This window comes from Peloplasma aerotolerans (assembly GCF_030012175.1).
In the GTDB taxonomy this organism is placed as follows: domain Bacteria; phylum Bacillota_I; class Bacilli_A; order Acholeplasmatales; family Acholeplasmataceae; genus Peloplasma; species Peloplasma aerotolerans.
In genome coordinates this window covers 1-19,315 of sequence record NZ_JASCXW010000027.1, presented here as the reverse complement: position 1 = coordinate 19,315, position 19,315 = coordinate 1, and the positions used below count along the sequence as shown (strand labels likewise).

Annotated in this window: 20 protein-coding genes and 1 riboswitch; of the genes, 4 read left to right on the top strand and 16 right to left on the bottom strand. The window is 33.3% G+C overall.

Features of this window, described 5'->3' with window-relative positions; all coding sequences use genetic code 11:
• Positions 1–3: 3 nt before the first annotated feature.
• The 16 genes from secA to QJ521_RS07455 all read right to left on the bottom strand — a co-directional run bounded on the left by secA (position 4) and on the right by QJ521_RS07455 (position 16,210).
• Positions 4–2,472, bottom strand: a complete 2,469-nt coding sequence (secA, locus tag QJ521_RS07530) for a preprotein translocase subunit SecA (RefSeq protein ID WP_282839845.1) — start codon at positions 2,470–2,472, stop codon at positions 4–6.
• Positions 2,473–2,671: 199 nt separating this feature from the next.
• Positions 2,672–3,235 (bottom strand): LemA family protein, encoded by a 564-nt coding sequence (locus tag QJ521_RS07525; protein ID WP_282839844.1) that lies wholly within the window; start codon positions 3,233–3,235, stop codon positions 2,672–2,674.
• A gap of 15 nt (positions 3,236–3,250) precedes the next feature.
• Complete coding sequence (locus tag QJ521_RS07520) at positions 3,251–4,150, bottom strand: DUF3137 domain-containing protein (RefSeq protein ID WP_282839843.1); 900 nt, start codon at positions 4,148–4,150, stop codon at positions 3,251–3,253.
• Between the two features lie 18 nt (positions 4,151–4,168).
• A complete protein-coding gene (gene metK, locus QJ521_RS07515; protein ID WP_282839842.1) occupies positions 4,169–5,317 on the bottom strand; it encodes a methionine adenosyltransferase in 1,149 nt (382 codons plus the stop codon).
• A gap of 93 nt (positions 5,318–5,410) precedes the next feature.
• Positions 5,411–5,728, bottom strand: coding sequence for a transposase (locus QJ521_RS07510; RefSeq protein ID WP_282839841.1), 318 nt, complete (start codon positions 5,726–5,728; stop codon positions 5,411–5,413).
• Positions 5,729–5,811: 83 nt separating this feature from the next.
• Positions 5,812–6,315 (bottom strand): RNA-guided endonuclease InsQ/TnpB family protein, encoded by a 504-nt coding sequence (locus QJ521_RS07505; protein WP_282839840.1) that lies wholly within the window; start codon positions 6,313–6,315, stop codon positions 5,812–5,814.
• 203 nt (positions 6,316–6,518) lie between these two features.
• Positions 6,519–6,615: riboswitch (SAM riboswitch) on the bottom strand.
• An 86-nt stretch (positions 6,616–6,701) separates the two neighbouring features.
• The gene (locus tag QJ521_RS07500) at positions 6,702–8,012 is read right to left on the bottom strand and encodes an HD-GYP domain-containing protein (RefSeq protein ID WP_282839839.1); all 1,311 of its coding nucleotides are present in this window, start codon (positions 8,010–8,012) and stop codon (positions 6,702–6,704) included.
• 15 nt (positions 8,013–8,027) lie between these two features.
• Positions 8,028–8,597: a phosphatidylglycerophosphatase A family protein gene (locus QJ521_RS07495; protein WP_282839838.1), complete on the bottom strand. Its 570-nt coding sequence runs from the start codon at positions 8,595–8,597 to the stop codon at positions 8,028–8,030.
• A 1-nt stretch (position 8,598) separates the two neighbouring features.
• Positions 8,599–9,528, bottom strand: a complete 930-nt coding sequence (gene fmt / locus QJ521_RS07490) for a methionyl-tRNA formyltransferase (protein ID WP_282839837.1) — start codon at positions 9,526–9,528, stop codon at positions 8,599–8,601.
• A gap of 8 nt (positions 9,529–9,536) precedes the next feature.
• Positions 9,537–11,861, bottom strand: coding sequence for a replication restart helicase PriA (gene priA, locus QJ521_RS07485; protein ID WP_282839836.1), 2,325 nt, complete (start codon positions 11,859–11,861; stop codon positions 9,537–9,539).
• A gap of 51 nt (positions 11,862–11,912) precedes the next feature.
• Positions 11,913–12,254, bottom strand: coding sequence for a 30S ribosome-binding factor RbfA (gene rbfA, locus QJ521_RS07480; RefSeq protein WP_282839835.1), 342 nt, complete (start codon positions 12,252–12,254; stop codon positions 11,913–11,915).
• Between the two features lies 1 nt (position 12,255).
• Complete coding sequence (gene infB / locus QJ521_RS07475) at positions 12,256–14,112, bottom strand: translation initiation factor IF-2 (RefSeq protein ID WP_282839834.1); 1,857 nt, start codon at positions 14,110–14,112, stop codon at positions 12,256–12,258.
• 4 nt (positions 14,113–14,116) lie between these two features.
• Positions 14,117–14,407, bottom strand: coding sequence for a L7Ae/L30e/S12e/Gadd45 family ribosomal protein (locus QJ521_RS07470; RefSeq protein WP_282839833.1), 291 nt, complete (start codon positions 14,405–14,407; stop codon positions 14,117–14,119).
• Positions 14,400–14,666 carry an RNase P modulator RnpM gene (rnpM, locus tag QJ521_RS07465; protein ID WP_282839831.1) on the bottom strand — a complete coding sequence of 89 codons (267 nt, stop codon included), beginning with the start codon at positions 14,664–14,666 and terminating at the stop codon, positions 14,400–14,402. The genes QJ521_RS07470 and rnpM overlap by 8 nt, the downstream gene beginning before the upstream one ends.
• A 22-nt stretch (positions 14,667–14,688) precedes the next feature.
• On the bottom strand, positions 14,689–15,759 hold the full coding sequence (nusA, locus tag QJ521_RS07460) for a transcription termination factor NusA (RefSeq protein WP_282839830.1): 1,071 nt from the start codon (positions 15,757–15,759) through the stop codon (positions 14,689–14,691).
• 10 nt (positions 15,760–15,769) lie between these two features.
• Positions 15,770–16,210: a ribosome maturation factor RimP gene (locus tag QJ521_RS07455; protein WP_282839829.1), complete on the bottom strand. Its 441-nt coding sequence runs from the start codon at positions 16,208–16,210 to the stop codon at positions 15,770–15,772.
• Positions 16,211–16,427: 217 nt separating this feature from the next.
• On the opposite strand from QJ521_RS07455, the gene QJ521_RS07450 reads away from it, so the two are divergent.
• Genes QJ521_RS07450 through QJ521_RS07435 form a run of 4 tightly spaced genes read left to right on the top strand, consistent with a single transcriptional unit; the run spans position 16,428 to position 19,248 of the window.
• Positions 16,428–17,402, top strand: coding sequence for a metal ABC transporter substrate-binding protein (locus QJ521_RS07450; RefSeq protein WP_282839828.1), 975 nt, complete (start codon positions 16,428–16,430; stop codon positions 17,400–17,402).
• A gap of 2 nt (positions 17,403–17,404) precedes the next feature.
• On the top strand, positions 17,405–18,073 hold the full coding sequence (locus tag QJ521_RS07445) for a metal ABC transporter ATP-binding protein (protein ID WP_282839827.1): 669 nt from the start codon (positions 17,405–17,407) through the stop codon (positions 18,071–18,073).
• Positions 18,066–18,872: a metal ABC transporter permease gene (locus QJ521_RS07440; RefSeq protein WP_282839826.1), complete on the top strand. Its 807-nt coding sequence runs from the start codon at positions 18,066–18,068 to the stop codon at positions 18,870–18,872. Before QJ521_RS07445 ends, QJ521_RS07440 begins: the two co-directional genes overlap by 8 nt.
• Before the next feature lie 4 nt (positions 18,873–18,876).
• Positions 18,877–19,248: a Fur family transcriptional regulator gene (locus QJ521_RS07435; RefSeq protein WP_282839825.1), complete on the top strand. Its 372-nt coding sequence runs from the start codon at positions 18,877–18,879 to the stop codon at positions 19,246–19,248.
• The last annotated feature ends 67 nt before the right edge of the window (positions 19,249–19,315 follow it).

Here is a 19,315-nt window from a genome sequence, read left to right as displayed (position 1 = left end):
TCCTTATCGCCAAGGCAAATTGCGTTGTCCTCTATTTTTTCTTACTTTAGGTTTTTTCGGTCTTTGATCTGTTGTTCCTTGATTGGTTGAAGTGTTTTTAACAACAGCTTCTCTTTCTACGTTATATTGGATTTGAGCACGTATTGCATATCTTGTGACATCATTAGAAATGTTTCTAATCATGTCATTAAACATTCTCAATCCTTCTTTTTGATAGATAACAAGTGGACTTTGTTGTGCGTACGCTTGAAGTGATACACCTTGTCTAAGTTCACTCATTGCATCAATATGACGCATCCAGTATGTATCGATGACACGTAACATAACAACCTTTAAAAATTCATTAAAAATTTCTGGAGGAACTTGTTCTTTTTTACGATCTATTTCTTGATTTGCTATGTTTAAGATATAATCTAGTAATTCTTTTTCATCCATTTTTTCAATGGTTTCTTTAACTAATGTTTCTGGTTGGAAAATATTTCCGTTGAAAGTCGCGATAATGTTATCATCGTCAATTTCAAATTGGTTTTTTCCAACTTGATGAACAAATTGTTGAACCGTTGAATGAATACTATTTGTAATCGTAGTTCTAACTTGGTCTTCAATAGATTCTAAAACTAAGACATCACGACGTTCTTTATAAATAATTTCTCTTTGTTTACGAAGTACATCATCATATTTTAAGACGTTTTTACGTGAATCGTAGTTATTCCCTTCAATTCTTTTTTGTGCTCCAGTAACAAACCTAGAAAACAGTTTAGATGATAATGGTTCACCTGAAGTATTAAGTCTTTCTAGCATTTCTATGCGTCGTTTAAAGCTTTCCCCGCCAAATCTTAACATGAGCTCATCTTCAGCTGATAAATAGAATCTAGAGTATCCTGGGTCACCTTGACGTCCACTACGACCTCTTAACTGATTATCAATACGTCTTGATTCATGGCGTTCACTACCGATGACAGCTAAACCGCCTAATGCAACAACACCTTGACCAAGTTTAATATCGGTACCACGACCAGCCATATTGGTTGCAATCGTAATAGATCCTTGTAAACCTGCTTTTGCAACAATTTCAGCTTCACGTTCATGGTTTTTCGCATTTAAAACTTCATGAGGTATACGTCTTGCTTTTAGCATTCTTGAAATATCTTCTGAAGTTTCAACAGCAACCGTACCTACAAGGACAGGTTGACCATTTTGATATCTTTTTTCAACTTCGTCAACTAAAGCATTAAATTTATCTTTTAGATTTGCGTAAATAAAATCTGGTGCGTCATCTCTAATAACTGGTGCATTCGTTGGAATTTCGATAACATCCATATTATAAATATCGCGGAATTCTTCTTCTTCAGTCTTTGCAGTACCTGTCATCCCTGATAACTTTTTATACATTCTAAAGAAGTTTTGATAAGTAATTGTAGCAACCGTTACGGTTTCTTTTTTTACTTTAACGCCTTCTTTAGCTTCTAGTGCTTGATGAAGACCTTCAGAAAACTGACGTCCTCTTAGAACACGACCGGTAAACTGGTCGACGATTAAGACTTCATCATTGTCGACCATATATTCTTTATCTCTAGCCATAATATGTACAGCACGAAGTGCGTTGTTAATATGATGAACTAACGTTACATGTTTTAAGTCATATAAGTTTTCAAGTTGGAAAATTTGTTCTGCTTTTCTAATTCCTGATGGTGTTAAAGCAATACTTCTTGACTCTAGGTCGATTTCAAAATCTTCATCACGAAGTGATTTAGAAAATCGATCTGCTGCTTGATAAAGATTGTGATTATTTTTAGATCCACCAGAAATAATCAGTGGTGTTCTTGCCTCATCAATTAAAATCGAGTCAACCTCATCAATGATTGCAAAATTTAAACCACGTTGAGCAACCATGTCTTTAGCATATAAAACCATGTGGTCACGCAAATAGTCAAATCCTAATTCACTATTTGTAGAATAAAGCACATCACAATCATATGCTTCTTTTTTCTGTTCTCTTGTGATGTCTCTTAAGTTAAGCCCTACAGTTAAACCTAAAAAACGGAAAAGATCTCCGATCTCTCCTTCCGCCTCACGTTTTGCCAAATATTCGTTCACGGTAACAATATGAACACCTTCGCCATTAATTGCACTTAAATAAGCAGGCATAACTGCAGTTAGTGTTTTACCTTCACCAGTTTTCATTTCTGCAATGTTCCCGTGGAAGATTGCTACTGCGCCTAATACTTGTACATAATATGGAAAAAGTTTAGTTACACGACGAGAAGCTTCTCTTACGACAGCAAATGCTTCTGCCATCATAGAATCTAAAGTTTCACCGTTTGCATAACGTTCTTTAAACTCATTAGCTTTGTTTTTTAATTCTTCATCTGTTTTTGCTGTCATTTCTTCCTCTAAGGAAAAAACAACATCAGCTATTTTTTTGGCTTCTTTCAGTTCTTTTTTACTTGGATCAAACCACTTTTTTAGCATAGATACACATCCTTTACGTTCTTTATTATATTACTATAATAGGGCTGTTTTTACAAGAGATTTCCCTGTTTATGGGATTTTAACATAATTTTTAAATACAGCAAAAAAATAGAAATGATTTATGTGTAGAAATAAATCATTTTTACTTTGTTTGTTAGCATGATGAAAATGTAAAAAAATAGAACGCTTTAGCGTCCTATTAGAAATCAAACTTAACGTCTTCTCTTTTTAATGGTTCTGCTTCAAAGAATGCACGTTTCTCGAATTTTTTCCAGTTCGCAACCATATTGCTAGGAAAAACAACAACCTTTTGATTATAATATGAAACATTTGAGTTATAAACTCTTCTTGCTGCTTGAAGGTTTTCTTCGACTTCCATAGAAGCATCTTGAAGTTTAAGAATGTTTTGTGATGCTTTTAGGTCTGGATACTGTTCAACCACGACGTTGATTGCAGATAACCCTTTAGCAACCTCGTTTGCAAATTCTTGTTTTTCTGCCATTGGTGCAGCATGTGCTGGTTGTCTCATTGCAACAACCTTTGTTAATGTTTCTTGCTCATGTTTCATATAGCCCTTAGCTGCAGAAAACATTTTTGACAATAAATCAAAGCGTTTTGTTAAAGCAACATCGATACTTGATTCTGATTCATCGATTTTGATTAACATTCTTCTAAATGCATTGATGGTACTAATGAGCCATCCTACAATAAGAAGTAATAATATACCTACTACAATTAAAGCAATTTGATAAGGTTCTAACATAATTATTTCTCCTTTCTAGAGCGAACTTTTGAATTTAGAACTATCTAACCGCAACTCATTAATGATTGCGGGAATTAGATCAATATCAGAAATAAAGGATTTGAGTGACTCTTCATTAATTGGAGTTTTTAGTGAAAGCTCCATATAATCCTTACGATCATTTACACCAATGTGGAGTTCATTTCCTGAAAAATAGTATAGAATTGATCCACGATGCAATTTTTCAAGTTCAAGAAATTTCTCAATCATACTTGATGTAATGTGATAAAATCCATATTCTTGTGTTGATGCATATATAGAGAACTTTTTATTAAATTCTATACTTTCAGTATCAACCTTAACGAGTCCTCTCGTGTTGACTTGATAACCTCTACCCTCAACAATTTTTAAGACTTCTTTAAATGTTCTTCCAAATTGGTAAATATACCAACGTCCTTTGAAATAGGTTTGATATGAAACAGAAACGTTACCTTTAGAGTCTCTTCTTTCAACACGTTCTTTTAAGTCGACATCAGCAACTTCAAACTTAACACCTTTATAAGATCCTTTAATATAATCTTCTCCATGAAACCTGTCTGGTCTTTTGACCATTCCGGTTTGAACAATTCTTGAACTGGGAATGTAGTCTTTATGATTATAGTAGACATCTTCAAACTGTTGTTTTAATAACATCATGATAAGTTCTTCTTTAACAAGTTTCTTAAAAGAGTTCAAATGAACAACTGCTTTACCAAAAAAAACAAATGCTATGATTGCTGCAAAAGCTGTAAATATAAAAAAGAATGTTTCAAAGAAGTATGCTAGTGCTCCAAAAGCGATTGCTGCGAGCATTAAAATGATTGCAACTTTTTGCTCTTTTCGATAATCAGCTAGTATTTTTTGTCTTTTTTCTTCTAGTTTAACCAATTCTTTCATATCATCACCGATACTATTTTATAACAGTTCTCTAAAGAATGCAATCTTATCAGTTCTTTCCCATGTAAAAGTATCTTCATTTCGCCCAAAATGACCATATGCCGCTGTTTGAGCATAGATTGGTTTTTTAAGATCAAGGGCTTCAATAATCGCTTTTGGTCTTAGGTCAAAATGCTTATTGATAACTTCATAGATTTTATCTACTGGTACACGTTCTGTGCCAAACGTATCAACCAAAACACTTACTGGTTTCGAAACACCAATTGCATAAGCTATTTGAATTTCACATTGGTCAGCAACACCTGAAGCAACAACATTTTTGGCAATATATCTAGCCATATATGCTGCACTGCGGTCAACTTTTGATGCATCTTTTCCTGAGAATGCTCCACCACCATGTCGCGCATATCCACCATATGTATCAACAATAATCTTTCTTCCCGTTAGTCCAGCATCTCCATCTGGTCCACCGATAACAAATCTTCCTGTAGGATTGATTTGATAGATTGTGTTTGATGTATCATAAGATTTTAAAATAGGTTTTAGCACATGTTCATGTATTTCTTTTTTAAGATCTTCTAATATCCAAGTTGGTTCATGTTGTGTCGATAGAACAACTGTGTGAATACTTTCTGGTTGGTTTTTTTCATTATATTCAACAGTCACTTGAGTCTTACCATCTGGTCTAAGACCTTTAATGATGTTGTTTTTTCTCACAAATGTTAAGCGTTCAGCCAAACGATGTGCCAAATGAATTGGTAGTGGCATTAACGTACTTGTTTCATTGGTTGCATAGCCAAAAGTTAAACCTTGATCACCAGCACCTTGTTCTTTACTGTCACTTTCGTCGACACCTAAAGCGATATCTGGAGATTGACGATTTAAGCGAACATCAATTTCGACTTCATGTGTGTTAAAACCATATTCAGGTTTATCATAACCAATATAACGGATTGCATCTTTAATGATTTTTTTATAATCAATTTTTGCATTGGTTGTTATTTCACCAAGCAATAATGCATAATGTGTGGTTACTGCTGTTTCACAAGCAACTCTTGAATTTGGATCTTGTGCCAATGCGGCATCTAAAACAGAATCTGAAATAAAGTCTGCTACTTTATCTGGGTGTCCTTCTGTTACGGACTCACTACTAAATAATTTTCTCATTTTTTATCTTCCTTTCGTGAACTACTCCCACCACTTAATGAACATCATTAGAAGTGGGGGCTTCTTGGGTAAAACAGATCAATATCTATTAATTTACCAAGCTATTGCGTCTGTTCCATACGCTTTTGTTACATATGCTATTAGACCTTGAACACCGATGTTAATCGCTGCATTTAGGTCTCTATCCATCTTTTGTCCACATACACAAGAGTATGTGCGTTCAAAGAGTTTTATATCTTGCTCTTCGCCACACTGACTGCAGGTCTTTGTTGATGGATAATATTGATCAATCTTGATCAAGGTCTTTCCTAAATCCTTTGCTTTATACTCAAGATATCTTGTGAATGTGCCAAATGATGTATCATAGGTATTTGCTAAACATCTAGATGCTTTGTGTCCTTTGCTATCCATATAGAGACCTTGAAGTGTATAATCTAGACCAATTGCTTTTTCTAATGTTTTCTCTGGTTGTGATAATGGTTCATATTCAACTCTTAAAGATACATAGTAATGCTTTCCATCTTTCTTGATGGTTGCTGATTAACCATAGAACCTTGAGGTAACTCTCTATGCAGTTTAATCTTAACCAGTCCTAGTTTAGGAAGTTTAAGATAAGTACCTTCAATACGGATGTTATCATTGGTGGTATGGGTTGTATAAGACTGTATAGGGTGATGTCTAGATTTATATCTTGGTTCATCATGAGATTTGTTAAAGAAGTTACGATAGGCTTGTTTCAAATGTAGCCATGCAGTAGTCAAACTTTGGGAGTTGACATCATACATATATGGAAATTCTTCTTTGATACGTTTAGGATTCAGATAGTCATGACTGTTTAGTAGTTCTGGATACTTTCCATAAAGTTCATAGATGGACTTTCGTTCTAAAAGGAGTAGATTCCACATTTTTCTGACACATCCAAATGTTTGGTTGATGAGATTGATTTGTTTGGTTGTAGGTTTAAGTCTATAGACATAACCTTTCATGGTTTCATTCACGTTACCCACCTCCTTTTACATCGATAATCTATACTTATATTACATCATGTAATGATATACGAGGGCATGTTATTTATAGATAATTTAAAGAAAAAATGTGAGTTTTATTCATCTCCCACTTAACGCTTTGAAGAGGGAGTTTTCTGAAACATATTAGATAAAAAAATGCGCATTCCTAAGGAATAGCGCCTATTTGACTTTCTTCCTTATTGATGGGTTTTTACCCCTCGTGATAAGCACCTAATTGAATAGGTTGCTGCTACTTCTTCGGTCACTGGCCTCCATAGCTCTGAATAAGTGAAACTTATTATTTTTTGTATTTCCAATTTATATTACAGGATTATACATAAAAAGTCAACAGATATATGTTCGTTTTCATGTTATTTTTAGAAATTGTTGTACATCTCTGCAAACTCATCATGGAACTTTAAAAACCTTTCTTTTAGATCATAATCAAAATAATTGACTAATTCTGATTGAAAAGATTTTAAAACAATACCATGAGCCATTGGTCTTTTATATGATTTAGGACCACGCATTGTGATATATAGGTCTGCTAATAAAATGATTTGTGCCTCAATTTCTGGTTGAATAATTAACATTTCTTTTAAGAACTTTTCGTTTGCAGTATCTTCAATATGAGCTCTAGCAATGTCTTCGCATTTTTGTGCAAGTTGAAGACGCTTAGCGATTTGTGATCCAAGCTCTGTTTTTTCTTTTAAGATATCATACTCTTTTTCATCAAAGCTGTTTTTATCGTTTAGCATGTTTTTAATTTCTTGATATTGTAGATGAATCATTGCGTATTGATTCATTTCTGTAATTTTTCCTTGAGATAAACCATAATAGTTACCCAGTTTTTCCGCCATTTGTTGCACCTGATACGCATGTCTTTTATCCATTAATGTATAAGAACTAGAGAAAACAACGGAAAAGAGGTCACCAACGATGTGAGAAAAATCACGTTGAACTTGTCTTCTTTTAATCAGCTCTAACTTTCGTTCTTCTTGCATGTACTGACCCATCGAGACGATGGCATAAACAACAAAATAGAATAATATAAATAATAGTGTTCTTAATAAAATATCACTAAATTCCGGTAATCTAACAAATCGTGGTAAAAACTCAATAATCGTTTCACCACCAACAAGTTGTTGAACATTATATGTCCATATAAAATGAATGACTGTTAATAATGCGAGTAAGCCTTGAAAACTCGAACTCATTAACTTCTTTTCTTGGTATAAAGAAATAACAACAACCGCATAATACATTAGAATATATGCACCAGTTTCAAAATACTCTTTTTGGTACAATCTTGCATAAATTAAGATTGATGAGAAAAAGATATAAAATGCTGAAACATACATTGCAACCGATTGCTTGGTTTTATCATTTGGATCCATGTTGATTAATTTTTTTAGAAACTTATTAATCACATAAGTTAATGGAAATGCAATAAATGCAACAACCCAATCAGAGACTTCACCTTCTGTTGAAAGTGAAAGAATAAATAAAATGATTGAGTACATGATATTCGAGACAAATACAATATTTTTAATAACGACATTTCTTCGGTATAACACGGCAACATCATTGGTAATATCTACACCCTGTTCAAAACCAAAAAACTTAGCAAAAATATTTCTACCAAGTACTTTTATATTCCAAATGCCAGGTTTTTTGTTGTTTGCCACGAACCATCATCCTTTTTATAAGTCAAATATGCTAAATCGTTTTACTCCAACATCTTCATGTGCTATTTCTTCATTCGTCACTTGTGCAACTCTTGTTGATGCTGCTGCTGCGATTGCTCCAACAATATCATCTAAAAAAGTGTGACAAATATCATCTTCTTTACCTGCATCATTTAATCTTTTAACAATACCATGCTTATTCACATCGATATCACCAAAATTAGTTTGTCCAATGGTTCCATATAAACCAGCAACATCTAAACCCATCGTTTCATCAATTCCAAACAACCCTAAATCTTCTAAAATAATATCTTGAATAGGTCCTTGAAACATTCTTTGTTCTGCCAATCGATCTATTTCAGCTGCTAGCTGAACATGATGGAAAACATCACGTAGTGATAAGATCTTTTCTACTGATTCTTGGCATAATTCTCTTGTGATATTATCGGTGTATTTTGATTGCTGTTGAAAACTGATTTCAGCGATTGCTTCAATCGATACGCCACGTTTTAATAATACTTTTTTGTTAAGCTCAAACATTTCTTGTCTTGTAAACAATAGTTTTTTTGCCTTTTTTTCTGCCATCCTATTCATTCCCTTCTATGAACACATCACCTTGATTCATGATGGTTTGACCATTGAGAAAATCCTTTGCATGCATCTGTTTTTTACCTGGAGATTGGACATAAATCATTTCAACTGCCCCATCAAGTGTTTTAATAATGAGCTTTTTCTTTGTGTTTAGCACTGTGCCAGGCGTTGCCTTACTGTCTATTATATCACTTTTTTGAGCTTGATAGAACTTGATGATGTGACCATTTATTTTTGCATGTGCTCCAGGTTCTGGAGATAAACCACGAATCCGATTGATGACTTGTTTTGTTGTTTGATGAAATGATAAATATTCATCTTCTCTCTTTAGTGTAAAAGCAAATGTTACTTCATCAATATTTTGAGGTATTCGATCATTTTTACCAACTGCAAGATCAGATAATACCTTATCTAATAATCGTGTACCTACATGACTTAATTTGATACTTAAGGTTTGATAGTTATCATCATCTAGGATTTCAACAGCTTCTTGATCGATAATATCACCACTATCCATTTTGAATGCCATATACATAATCGTTACGCCAGTTTCATTTAAACCATCAAATAAAGCGTATTGAATTGGTGCCCCACCTCGATATTTAGGTAGTAACGAACCATGAACATTGATGGCTTCAATTTGATTAAGTAAAACTTGAGGTAGCATTTGTCCGTATGCAGCTGTAATGATATAATCAGGCTTTAAATCAAGAATAGGTTGGTAATCTTCTGTCAATTTTTCAGGTTGAAATAACGGTAAACTTAGCTCAATTGCTTTGTTTTTAACAGGAGATTGTGTCATCGTTTTTTTACGCCCCACTGGTTTATCGGGTTGTGTAACAACGAGCAAAACATCATGCTTAATATTGAGCATCTCTAATATTGGTACTGCAAATTCTGGAGTTCCCATAAATACTATTTTCATATCTTCACCTACACAATATCTAAATATGGAAAATATCTTATTTTTATATCATCAAACTCGTGAGCTTCTAAAAGGTCGAAGAGTTCTTGTTTCTCTATTGTTTCATATTTTAGTGTAATTGTAAATCGGTAATAGTCTTTAATTTTAGTAATCAAAGCTTGTGATGGTCCTAAAACATCACATGATAAGCTTGATAATGCTTTTTTAAGCATAAAAGCACGTTGATAAGTTTTTAAGTAGCTTTCTCCTGAAATTAAGATTTGTGATGTGTTTTTAAATGGTGGATAATTCATTAATTTTCTGTTATATAATGCCTCTTGGTAAAATGTTTCATAGGTTTGATTAACGCTCTTTATTGCGAAATGACCGATGTCATACCCTTGTATAATCGCTTCTCCTGGATAGAATCTACCTGATCTACCAGTGACTTGTGCTAAAAGCATATATGCATTTTCAGTTGATTTATATGATGGAACTTTTAGCAATAAATCAGCCATTAAGACACCTACTAAAGTCACTTTTGGAAAATCTAATCCTTTAGCAATCATTTGTGTACCTAATAAAATATCCGCCTCTTCATTTAAAAAATTGTTCCAAATGATTTCATGACTACCCTTGATTCTTGTCGCATTTTTATCCATACGAAGAACTCTAGCTTTTGGCATTTGTTTTTTTAGAACTTGCTCGACATATTCTATACCAGTGCCTACTTCTTTAACCTTTGATGCGTTACAGACTGAACAAGTATTATCAAATGGTTTTTCATAACCACAATAATGACATTTCAATGATTTTTTTTCTTTGTAGTAAGTTAATGAAATGTCACAATGCGGACATTGAGGAACATCACCACATGCGCGACATAAAACAAATGGTGCATATCCTTTACGATTAAATAAAAGAATCGTTTGTTCCTTCATTTCAATTCTTTTTTTCATTGCATCCAATAATGTTTTAGAAAAGATTGATGTATTGTTTTTTTCTAACTCAAGTCTCATATCAACATATTGAATCGTTGGTATCTCAAGATTCAATGGTCTTTTTGTTAACTCTAATAATGTAAATCGATTATTCATCGCTTCATACATTGAAGTAATGCTTGGTGTTGCACTTCCTAATAGAACGGGAATTTGATGATGTTTTGCGCGCTCTAATGCGATTTCTACAGCATCATAAATGACTTGTTCTTTCTGGATATAGGAATCATCATGCTCTTCATCAATAATGACTAAACCTAAGTCTTCCATGGGTAAAAATACAGCACTTCTTGTTCCTAAAACAATTGATGCTTTACCAGATTGAATTTTTTTGTATTGGTCAAAACGTTCACCTGATGATAACGCACTATGGTAAATAGCAACATCATCAAATCTTGATTTAAGTCTTTTTGCCATTTGAGCTACTAAAGTAATTTCAGGCACTAAAACTAAGACTTGCTTGTTTTGTTCGATAACTTTTGAAATAACTTCTAAATATACTTCGGTTTTACCTGAACCAGTAATCCCTTTTAATAAAAATGTTTCTTGTTTGTCTAAACTATTTACAATTTGATTGACTACATTTTGTTGTTCATCTGTTAAAACAACTTTTTTATCACTTAGATCAAATTGATGTTCTATTTCTCTAAAAACATCTTTTTCTTGCTCGAAAAGGACTTGATTTTTAACGAGTGTATTGATGTTACTAGCGGTTAATCCCTGATCGGTCAACTCTTTTCTTGTATACTCTTTTTTCATATTAAATAAATCAATAACTATTTCATAATGATAAATACGTTTATAATGATGATTTTGGTTATATGTATACGTTTTATCGGTTTTCGTCGTTCCTTTTTCTTTAATAACAGTTTTAATCTTTATTATTTCTTGATCCTTAGAATCCCTTAGTTTTTTTAATCTAGGATAATAAACTTGATCTTTTCTTTTCAATCTCCAAATACCTTTTTTATTAAAATAAGGCTTTAAGTCATCTGGTACTAGTTCTGGCTTCACCATTTCAACAACTTTTGTATAATTAACAGCTAATTCTGATGGAATAACTGTTGAAAAAATAGAACTATAAAGTGCTGGAACATGATTTTTTATATAATTCATAAGACTAAAGAGTTCTTCGTTAATGGATGGAATGACATCTAATACTTCGAGAATCTCTTTGGTTGCATCCAAACTTTCAGTTATTATTTCAGTGACATAACCCATTCTTGTTTGTTTGCCAAAAGGGACTAAAACACGCATACCACGTTCTAAAAAATCCTCATATTTTTGAGGAATGATATAATCAAAAAAACGATTAACATCTTCATGTTTAATATCAATTATAACCTTCGCATACATGTTTTCACCTACTCTTATTATACACATAAAAGACAAAAAAAGTAACCGAGGTTACTTTATTGTTTTTAGAATTTTATCAATGTTATTCCCATATGCTAATGCTTCATCATACTTAAAAATCAAATCAGGAATCTTTCTAATGTTTCTAATTTTTTTTGCAAGTTCCATTCTAATAGTTTGTTTACTCTTATCGATAGCTTCTTTTGCTTTATCGATGATTTCAGGTTCATCACTCAAAATCGTGTAATAAACGGTTGCATAGGATACATCTTTTGTAACTTTAACTTCGGTTAAATTAATATACCCAAAACTCTTATCTTTAACTTCTGTATTAACGATTGATGCAAGTTCTCTTTGAATCAAACTTGCTAAACGGTCTGTCGTTACTGACATGTCAATTCACCTCTACTTCTTTCATTTGTGAAGCTTCAACGACATCTCCAACTTTGATATCATTAAAGTTTTCGATTGAAAGTCCACATTCATATCCTTGTCTAACTTCTTTTGCATCATCTTTAAATCTCTTTAATGATGCTAATTTACCTTCATAAACAACGATACCATCTCTTAATACTCTAACAAGAGCATCTCTTTTAATAATGCCATCAGTTACATAACATCCAGCAATGGTTCCGATTCTTGAGACTTTAAAGATATCTCTAACTTCTGCTTGGCCAGTTACGATTTCTTCAAATGTTGGTTCAAGCATACCTTTAAGTGCTGCTTCAATGTCTTCAGCGACGCGATAAATAATTTTGTATAATCTGATTTCAACACCTTCGGAGTCTGCAACTTGTTTTACGGCTGCAGTTGGTCTTACGTTAAATCCGATGACAACTGCGTTTGATGCGCTTGCTAAGGTTACATCATTTTCTGTGATTGCACCAACACTTGAACGTACAACATTAACATGGAAACCATCAATATCAATTTTTTCAAGCATATTTTTTAAGGCCTCAATAGAGCCTTGAACATCACCTTTAATAATGATATTAAGTTCTTTTCCAACACTTTCGATTTGATCGAACATCGAATCAAGTGATGTTTTTTTAACTGCTTTAAGTTCGCCTTCTTTATTTCTTGATTGGCGTTCATCTGCAATTTGTCTAGTCACTTTTTCATCATCAAATGCCATGAAAATATCACCAGCTTGAGGAACTTCATTTAATCCTGTTACTTCAATAGGTTGTGATGGAAGTGCTTCATTATAACGTTTCTTTAAATCATCTTGCATCGTACGTACTTTACCATATGTATTACCGATGACAATGAAGTCTCCGACACGTAGTGTTCCAGTTTCCACGATTAGGGTTGCTACTGGTCCTCTACCTTTATCTAAGCTTGCTTCAATAACTGTACCTTTTGCTAAACGATTTGGATTTGCTTTAAATTCTTCAATTTCACTTATTAATTGTAATACATCTAATAACTGATCGATACCTTGATTTTTTAGTGCTGATACATTGACAAATGGTGTGTTTCCACCCCATGCTTCAGGTATTAACCCTTTTTCAGATAACTCATTCATCACACGCTCTGGATTTGCAGATGCCTTATCCATTTTGTTAACTGCAACAACAATTGGTACTTTCGCAGCTTTCGCATGGTCAAGTGCTTCGATGGTTTGTGGCATGACGCCATCATCAGCAGCAACAACTAAAATAACGATATCTGTAACTTTTGCTCCACGTGCACGCATTTCTGTAAATGCAGCATGGCCTGGTGTATCAATAAAAGTAATTGGATCCCCATTTTTGATGACTTGATATGCACCAATATGTTGGGTAATGCCTCCTGCTTCGCCTTCGACAACTCTAGATTTTCTAATGGAATCAAGTAATGTTGTTTTCCCGTGGTCAACGTGACCCATAACTGTAACAATTGGAGGTCTTTTCACCATATCTTTTGGATCATCAACAATTTGAAATTCATCATATCTCGTGACATCAGTGACGACTTCGTCTTTGACTTCATAACCTTCATCTAAAGCGATGACTTCTATAGTATCACGATCAATGATTTGATTAATACTTGCCATTAATCCTAATTGCATTAATTTTTTTACCATTGCAGCATTACTTAGGCCTAAACCTTCAGCAACAGCAGCAACGTTCATATCAGGTTTATATGTAAATATTTTTTCGCCAACATCTTTAACAACTTTCTTTGGAGCATTTGGTTTTCTATGCTCGTGTCTTTGATTATTGTTTTGTTGTGGCTTTTTCTTGACAAACTTTTTGTTTGCAGGCATACAATCACTTCCTTCTTTGATTCATCAATAATTGACTAAACCCCCTGTCGGTTATACCAATAACTTTGATGTCTTTTTTACCTATTGCATTAGATAATTCATTCGATTGAAATGCTTCGATCACTTCAACTTGATAAGTTTTTGCTTTACCATAAACTTTTTTCTTTGTTGGGTCTGAAGCATCCGTCGCTAAAAAGATAAGAAATACTTTTTTGTTGCGTAGCTCAGAAATTGTGATTTCAGTTCCGACTGTCACTTTTCTGGCGCGATACGCAAGTCCGATGTTGTTAATCATTTGCGATTTTTAACAATTCTTCATAGATTTCTTCTGGTACAGCAACTTCTAGTTTTCGATCTAATGCTTTGTTTTTTCTAGCTAACATAATAACTTCCTTACTTAGTTTTAAGTATGCACCACGACCAGGAGCTTTTCCTTTTAGGTCGATGGATACAACACCTTCTTTAGTTGCTGCGATGCGCACTAAGGATTGCTTAGGTAACACTTCTTTAGTGACAACACATGTTCTAAGTGGAGTTTTTTTGACTTTTGCCATTGAATCACCTCTTGATTAAATCTTAATATAAGATGCCTTCACCTTGCGCCATGGTTTCTGACTTGATGTCAATACTCCATCCACAAGCTTGAACGGCCAACTTAACATTTTGTCCAAGTTTACCAATAGCTAAAGATAATTGGTTATCCGGTACAATTGCAAGTGCATTTTTATCTTTAGGATTGACGCGTGTAACTGCTATGACTTCTGCTGGTTGTAAAGCATTTGCGATTAACTCTTTTTCGTTATCACTCCAACGGAATAAATCTATTTTTTCATCACTTAAAGACTTAACGATTTCACGAATACGTGATCCACCCTCACCAACGCATGCACCAATTGGATCCACTTTAGGATCATTTGATTTCACACCAATCTTAGAACGGTCACCTGGATCACGAGATATACCCATAATTTCAATAACACCATCTTTAATTTCTGGAATAAAGCTTTCAAGTAATCTAATGATTAATGATGGATGTGAACGAGACACAAACACTTTTGGCCATTTGGTCTTCATTTCCACATCTGATACATAAACTCTAACATAATCTCCTACATGGAAGTTATCTTTAGGCAATGCTTCTTTCTTCGGTAGAAGTGTTGTTAAGTCTTTACCAATATCAAGGCGGTAGTGATCATCTGCTATATCAATAACTCTTGCTGAAATCATTTCATGTTCAAATGCTTTAAAGTGTTTGTATAGGTTTTCTTTTTGCATACTGATTAATGTTTCGTTCAATCTGCTCTTAAAGTCACGAACAGCAAAATGCCCAAAATCTTTTGGATCTATTTTTTGTTCGAGTATATCTCCAACTTTTGCACGTGAGTTTACTTGTTTTGCTTCACCTAAGAGCATTTGAGTATAATTTTTATCAGCATCAATACTATATTCTTCAACAACTAAATGTTGTTTATAAACTAAGATTTCGCTTTTCTCTTCTTTAATCTCCACACGACAAGAACGAACGTCATGTGCTTTTTTACAACCAGCAATCATCCCTTGAACGAATGCTTCAAGCACTTGCTCATGTGTTAGTTCTTTTTCTTCAGCTACTGCTTCAATGTTTTTAAAAAATTCTTTGCTTATCATGTGTATCCTCCTAAAACTTGACAGCTGTGCGCATTTTTCTTGCGTCGCCAAATTTGATTTCTATTTTTCTAAACTGACCTTTTAGGTTTATCTCTAATAATATTATATCATCTTCAAAAGATAACAGTGTACCATTACCTTTATATTTAGACGATTCCAAATAGATATATCTTGAAACAGCTTTTTTCAACTCTTCTTTTGTCTTCAAAGGTCGTTCAGCACCAAGTGATGAAAGTTCTAAGAAATATGAAGGGTCTAGATCTTCATCTGTTAGTGTATCGACATAGGCTAAGTGAATTTTTTCAAGTTCATTGATATCCATTGTTTCTGTATCTAATAGAATTTCAACAATCTTTTCTCCAAACTCTCTTTTGGTGCGTATGCTATAGATTTCAAGGTTATACTTTTTAAGGATGGGTATTAACTTTTCTTTTAATTTTTCTAGATTCATGTTTACCTCAATAAAATGAGTGGAAATCATCATCCCACTCTGTTTAGACATATATTCTAATGTATTATATCATTGTTTATCTTTTATTTCAATTTATTTAAGCGATTTTTTGGGCTATAAGCTGATATTTTATTTTTTTATTGCGAATGATTTGCAAATAGGAATTAATATGCTATACTTTAAATGCGAATGATTTGCAAAAGGAGAATGTTTATATATGAAAAAATTTGCATCTATTATGATTTTATTATTTGTTTTAATTTCTGTTTCAGCTTGTACAGATGATAAGCGTGCCGAAATTGTGACAACAATGTTTCCGCAATACGATTTTGCTAAACAAATTGTCCGTGATAAAATGACGGTTAGTATATTAATTCCACCTGGAGCTGAAATCCATGATTATGAAGCTACAAGTAAAGATATGGTTGCGATTAATGAAGCTAAACTATTTATTTTTACAAGTTTAGAAATTGATACATGGATTAAAGATATTAGCTCATTTGGTGGTGAAAACACCGTTGTTTTAAACTTATCTGAGTCATATACTTTAGCTGATGATGAACATGAAGATGACGACAATCATCTTAATCATCAAAATATAACAACGCTAGATACCGATGATCACGACCATGAAGAAGACATCCATTTTTGGACAGATCCAACAACAGCGATTCAGTTAATTGAAGCTATATTAGAAAAGATAATATTGATTGATCCTGAAAATGCTAGTTTCTATGAAGCGAATGCTTATGATTATATTCATGAATTAGAGGAGTTGCACCATGAGATTGATGAATTCTTTGAACAAGAAGCATATCATGATGCACACATCTTCTTTGCAGGTCATAATGCGATGGAATCTTTTGCTGACAGATATCACATTCATATAGTATCTTTATTTCCTGATTTTAAACCTGATGCACAGTTAACAAGTGCTGATCGCATCCGATTTGTCAATGAAGTTAAACAATCAGGTACACAATACTTGTTTATTGAAGAACTTGTAGAACCAAGAGCAGCTAAAGCCATTCAAGAAGAGTTGGCAAAAGAAAACTATACATTAATTCTATTAGAGTTACATGGTTACCATAACGTAACTAAGGCTGATATGGAGGATGGCGTCACCTATTTGGAATTACTTTCAAGAAACTTTGAAAATTTAAAAATTGCATTAGGTGCACCAACAGAATAGTGATGATTAAATATCAAGATGTTGCAGTTTCATTTGGAAAATTTAATGCACTTCATGATGTAAACTTTGAAATTAAACCAGGTGATTTTTTACATATCGTTGGTCCAAACGGATCAGGTAAAACAACACTTGTCAAACTATTGGTTGGCTTATTAAAGCCGACTGAAGGTGTAATTAGTTTAAAAAATGTAACCATGGGATACTTGCCACAAAAGTTAAACACGAAAGCAAACCTACCGATGATGGTTAGAGAAGTTATCTATAGTGGTTTTAAGAAACAAAAACTTATACCTAGTTCAACCGAATGTGAACTCATTAGGTTTTGGTTAGAGAAAATGGAGATTCCACAACTCTTTAACGAAAGCATGATGCATCTATCTGGTGGACAACAACAACGCGTCTTTTTGATTCGTGCTTTAATTGCTGAACCTGAATTATTAATACTTGATGAACCTACTTCTGCTTTAGATCCATCCTTTAGAGAAAAGTTTTATCAACTACTTTATGAACTTCAACAAAAGAAAAACATGACAATTATCCATGTCACACATGACTTAACCGATGCAGTTAAAGATGATTGTCTAACGATGTATGTAGATCAAACCATTAAGTTCTTTGGACCTTATAGAGATTATCACGAATTTGAGCATAGGGGGCATTCACATGATTGAACTATTGCAATATGAATTCATCCAAAATGCGATTATTATCGGTTTAGCACTTGCATTGTCTGCTGCTTTATTAAGTCCATATTTGGTCTTAAATCAGCAAGCTATGATTGCTGATGGTTTAGCACATGTTAGTTTTGCTGGTCTTATTTTAGGGATATTATTATCTGGTGAACCGTTAATTGTAGCAATACCCTTTGTGATGCTTGCATCATTAATGATTAAATATTTATCGACAACAAAAACGATTAACGGTGATGCAGCAATCGGTTTAGTTTCTGCAGTTGCTTTTGCTATCGGTTTGATTTTAGTTAAAAAGGGTCAAGGATTTAATATATCGATTGAAAGTATGCTTGTTGGTAATATATTCACTGCAACATCTGTCGATATGATTTTATCAATTGTAGTTACAATATTAATTGTTACTTTCATATTGATCTTTTATAGAAAACTATTCTTAATGACGTATGATCAAGATTATGCAAAGTTCTCTAAAATCAATGTCCAGCTATTAGGATACTTACTTGCTGGATTAACTGCATTTTTCATTGTTGTAGGCGTTAGAACCATTGGTACACTCTTGATTTCAGCACTTGTTATCTTCCCATCAGTCATTGCGAGTCAGTTGACCAAAAGCTTTAAGAACACTATTATCTTAGGCATTATATCTTCACTCGTTATTATATTGTTAGGTATTTTTATTGCACATCCATTAGAAATACCTGTTGGCTCTACAATCGTTGTTTTATATGCTATACTACTCTTAGGACTGTTAGTATTTAAACCTTTATTTAGGAGATGATACGATGAGAATGACCAAGCAAAGGAAATCAATATTAAAATTATTGAATCAATCGAATCAACCAAAAAGTGCTGAAATGATTCTACTAGAACTACCTGATGAAACAATGAACTTATCTACAGTTTACCGGACATTAGATACCTTTTTTGCACAAGGTCTTATATCCAAAAGTACAATGAAAAATACAGCTTATTATTACATTAACAAAAAAGACCATCATCATTACATGATATGTTTAGGATGTCAAAAAATGTATGAAATAGACTGTCACCTAGACCATATAGCAGACCATGTAGCAAAAGACCATCATTTTAAAATCACACATCATGATATGACAGTTTATGGATACTGTGAATCATGTCAAAAAAGTATGTAGAATATATGAGGCTGTAACGAAATAGATTAGTTTCAGCCTTGATAACAAAAAAGCCACTCTGGAAAAT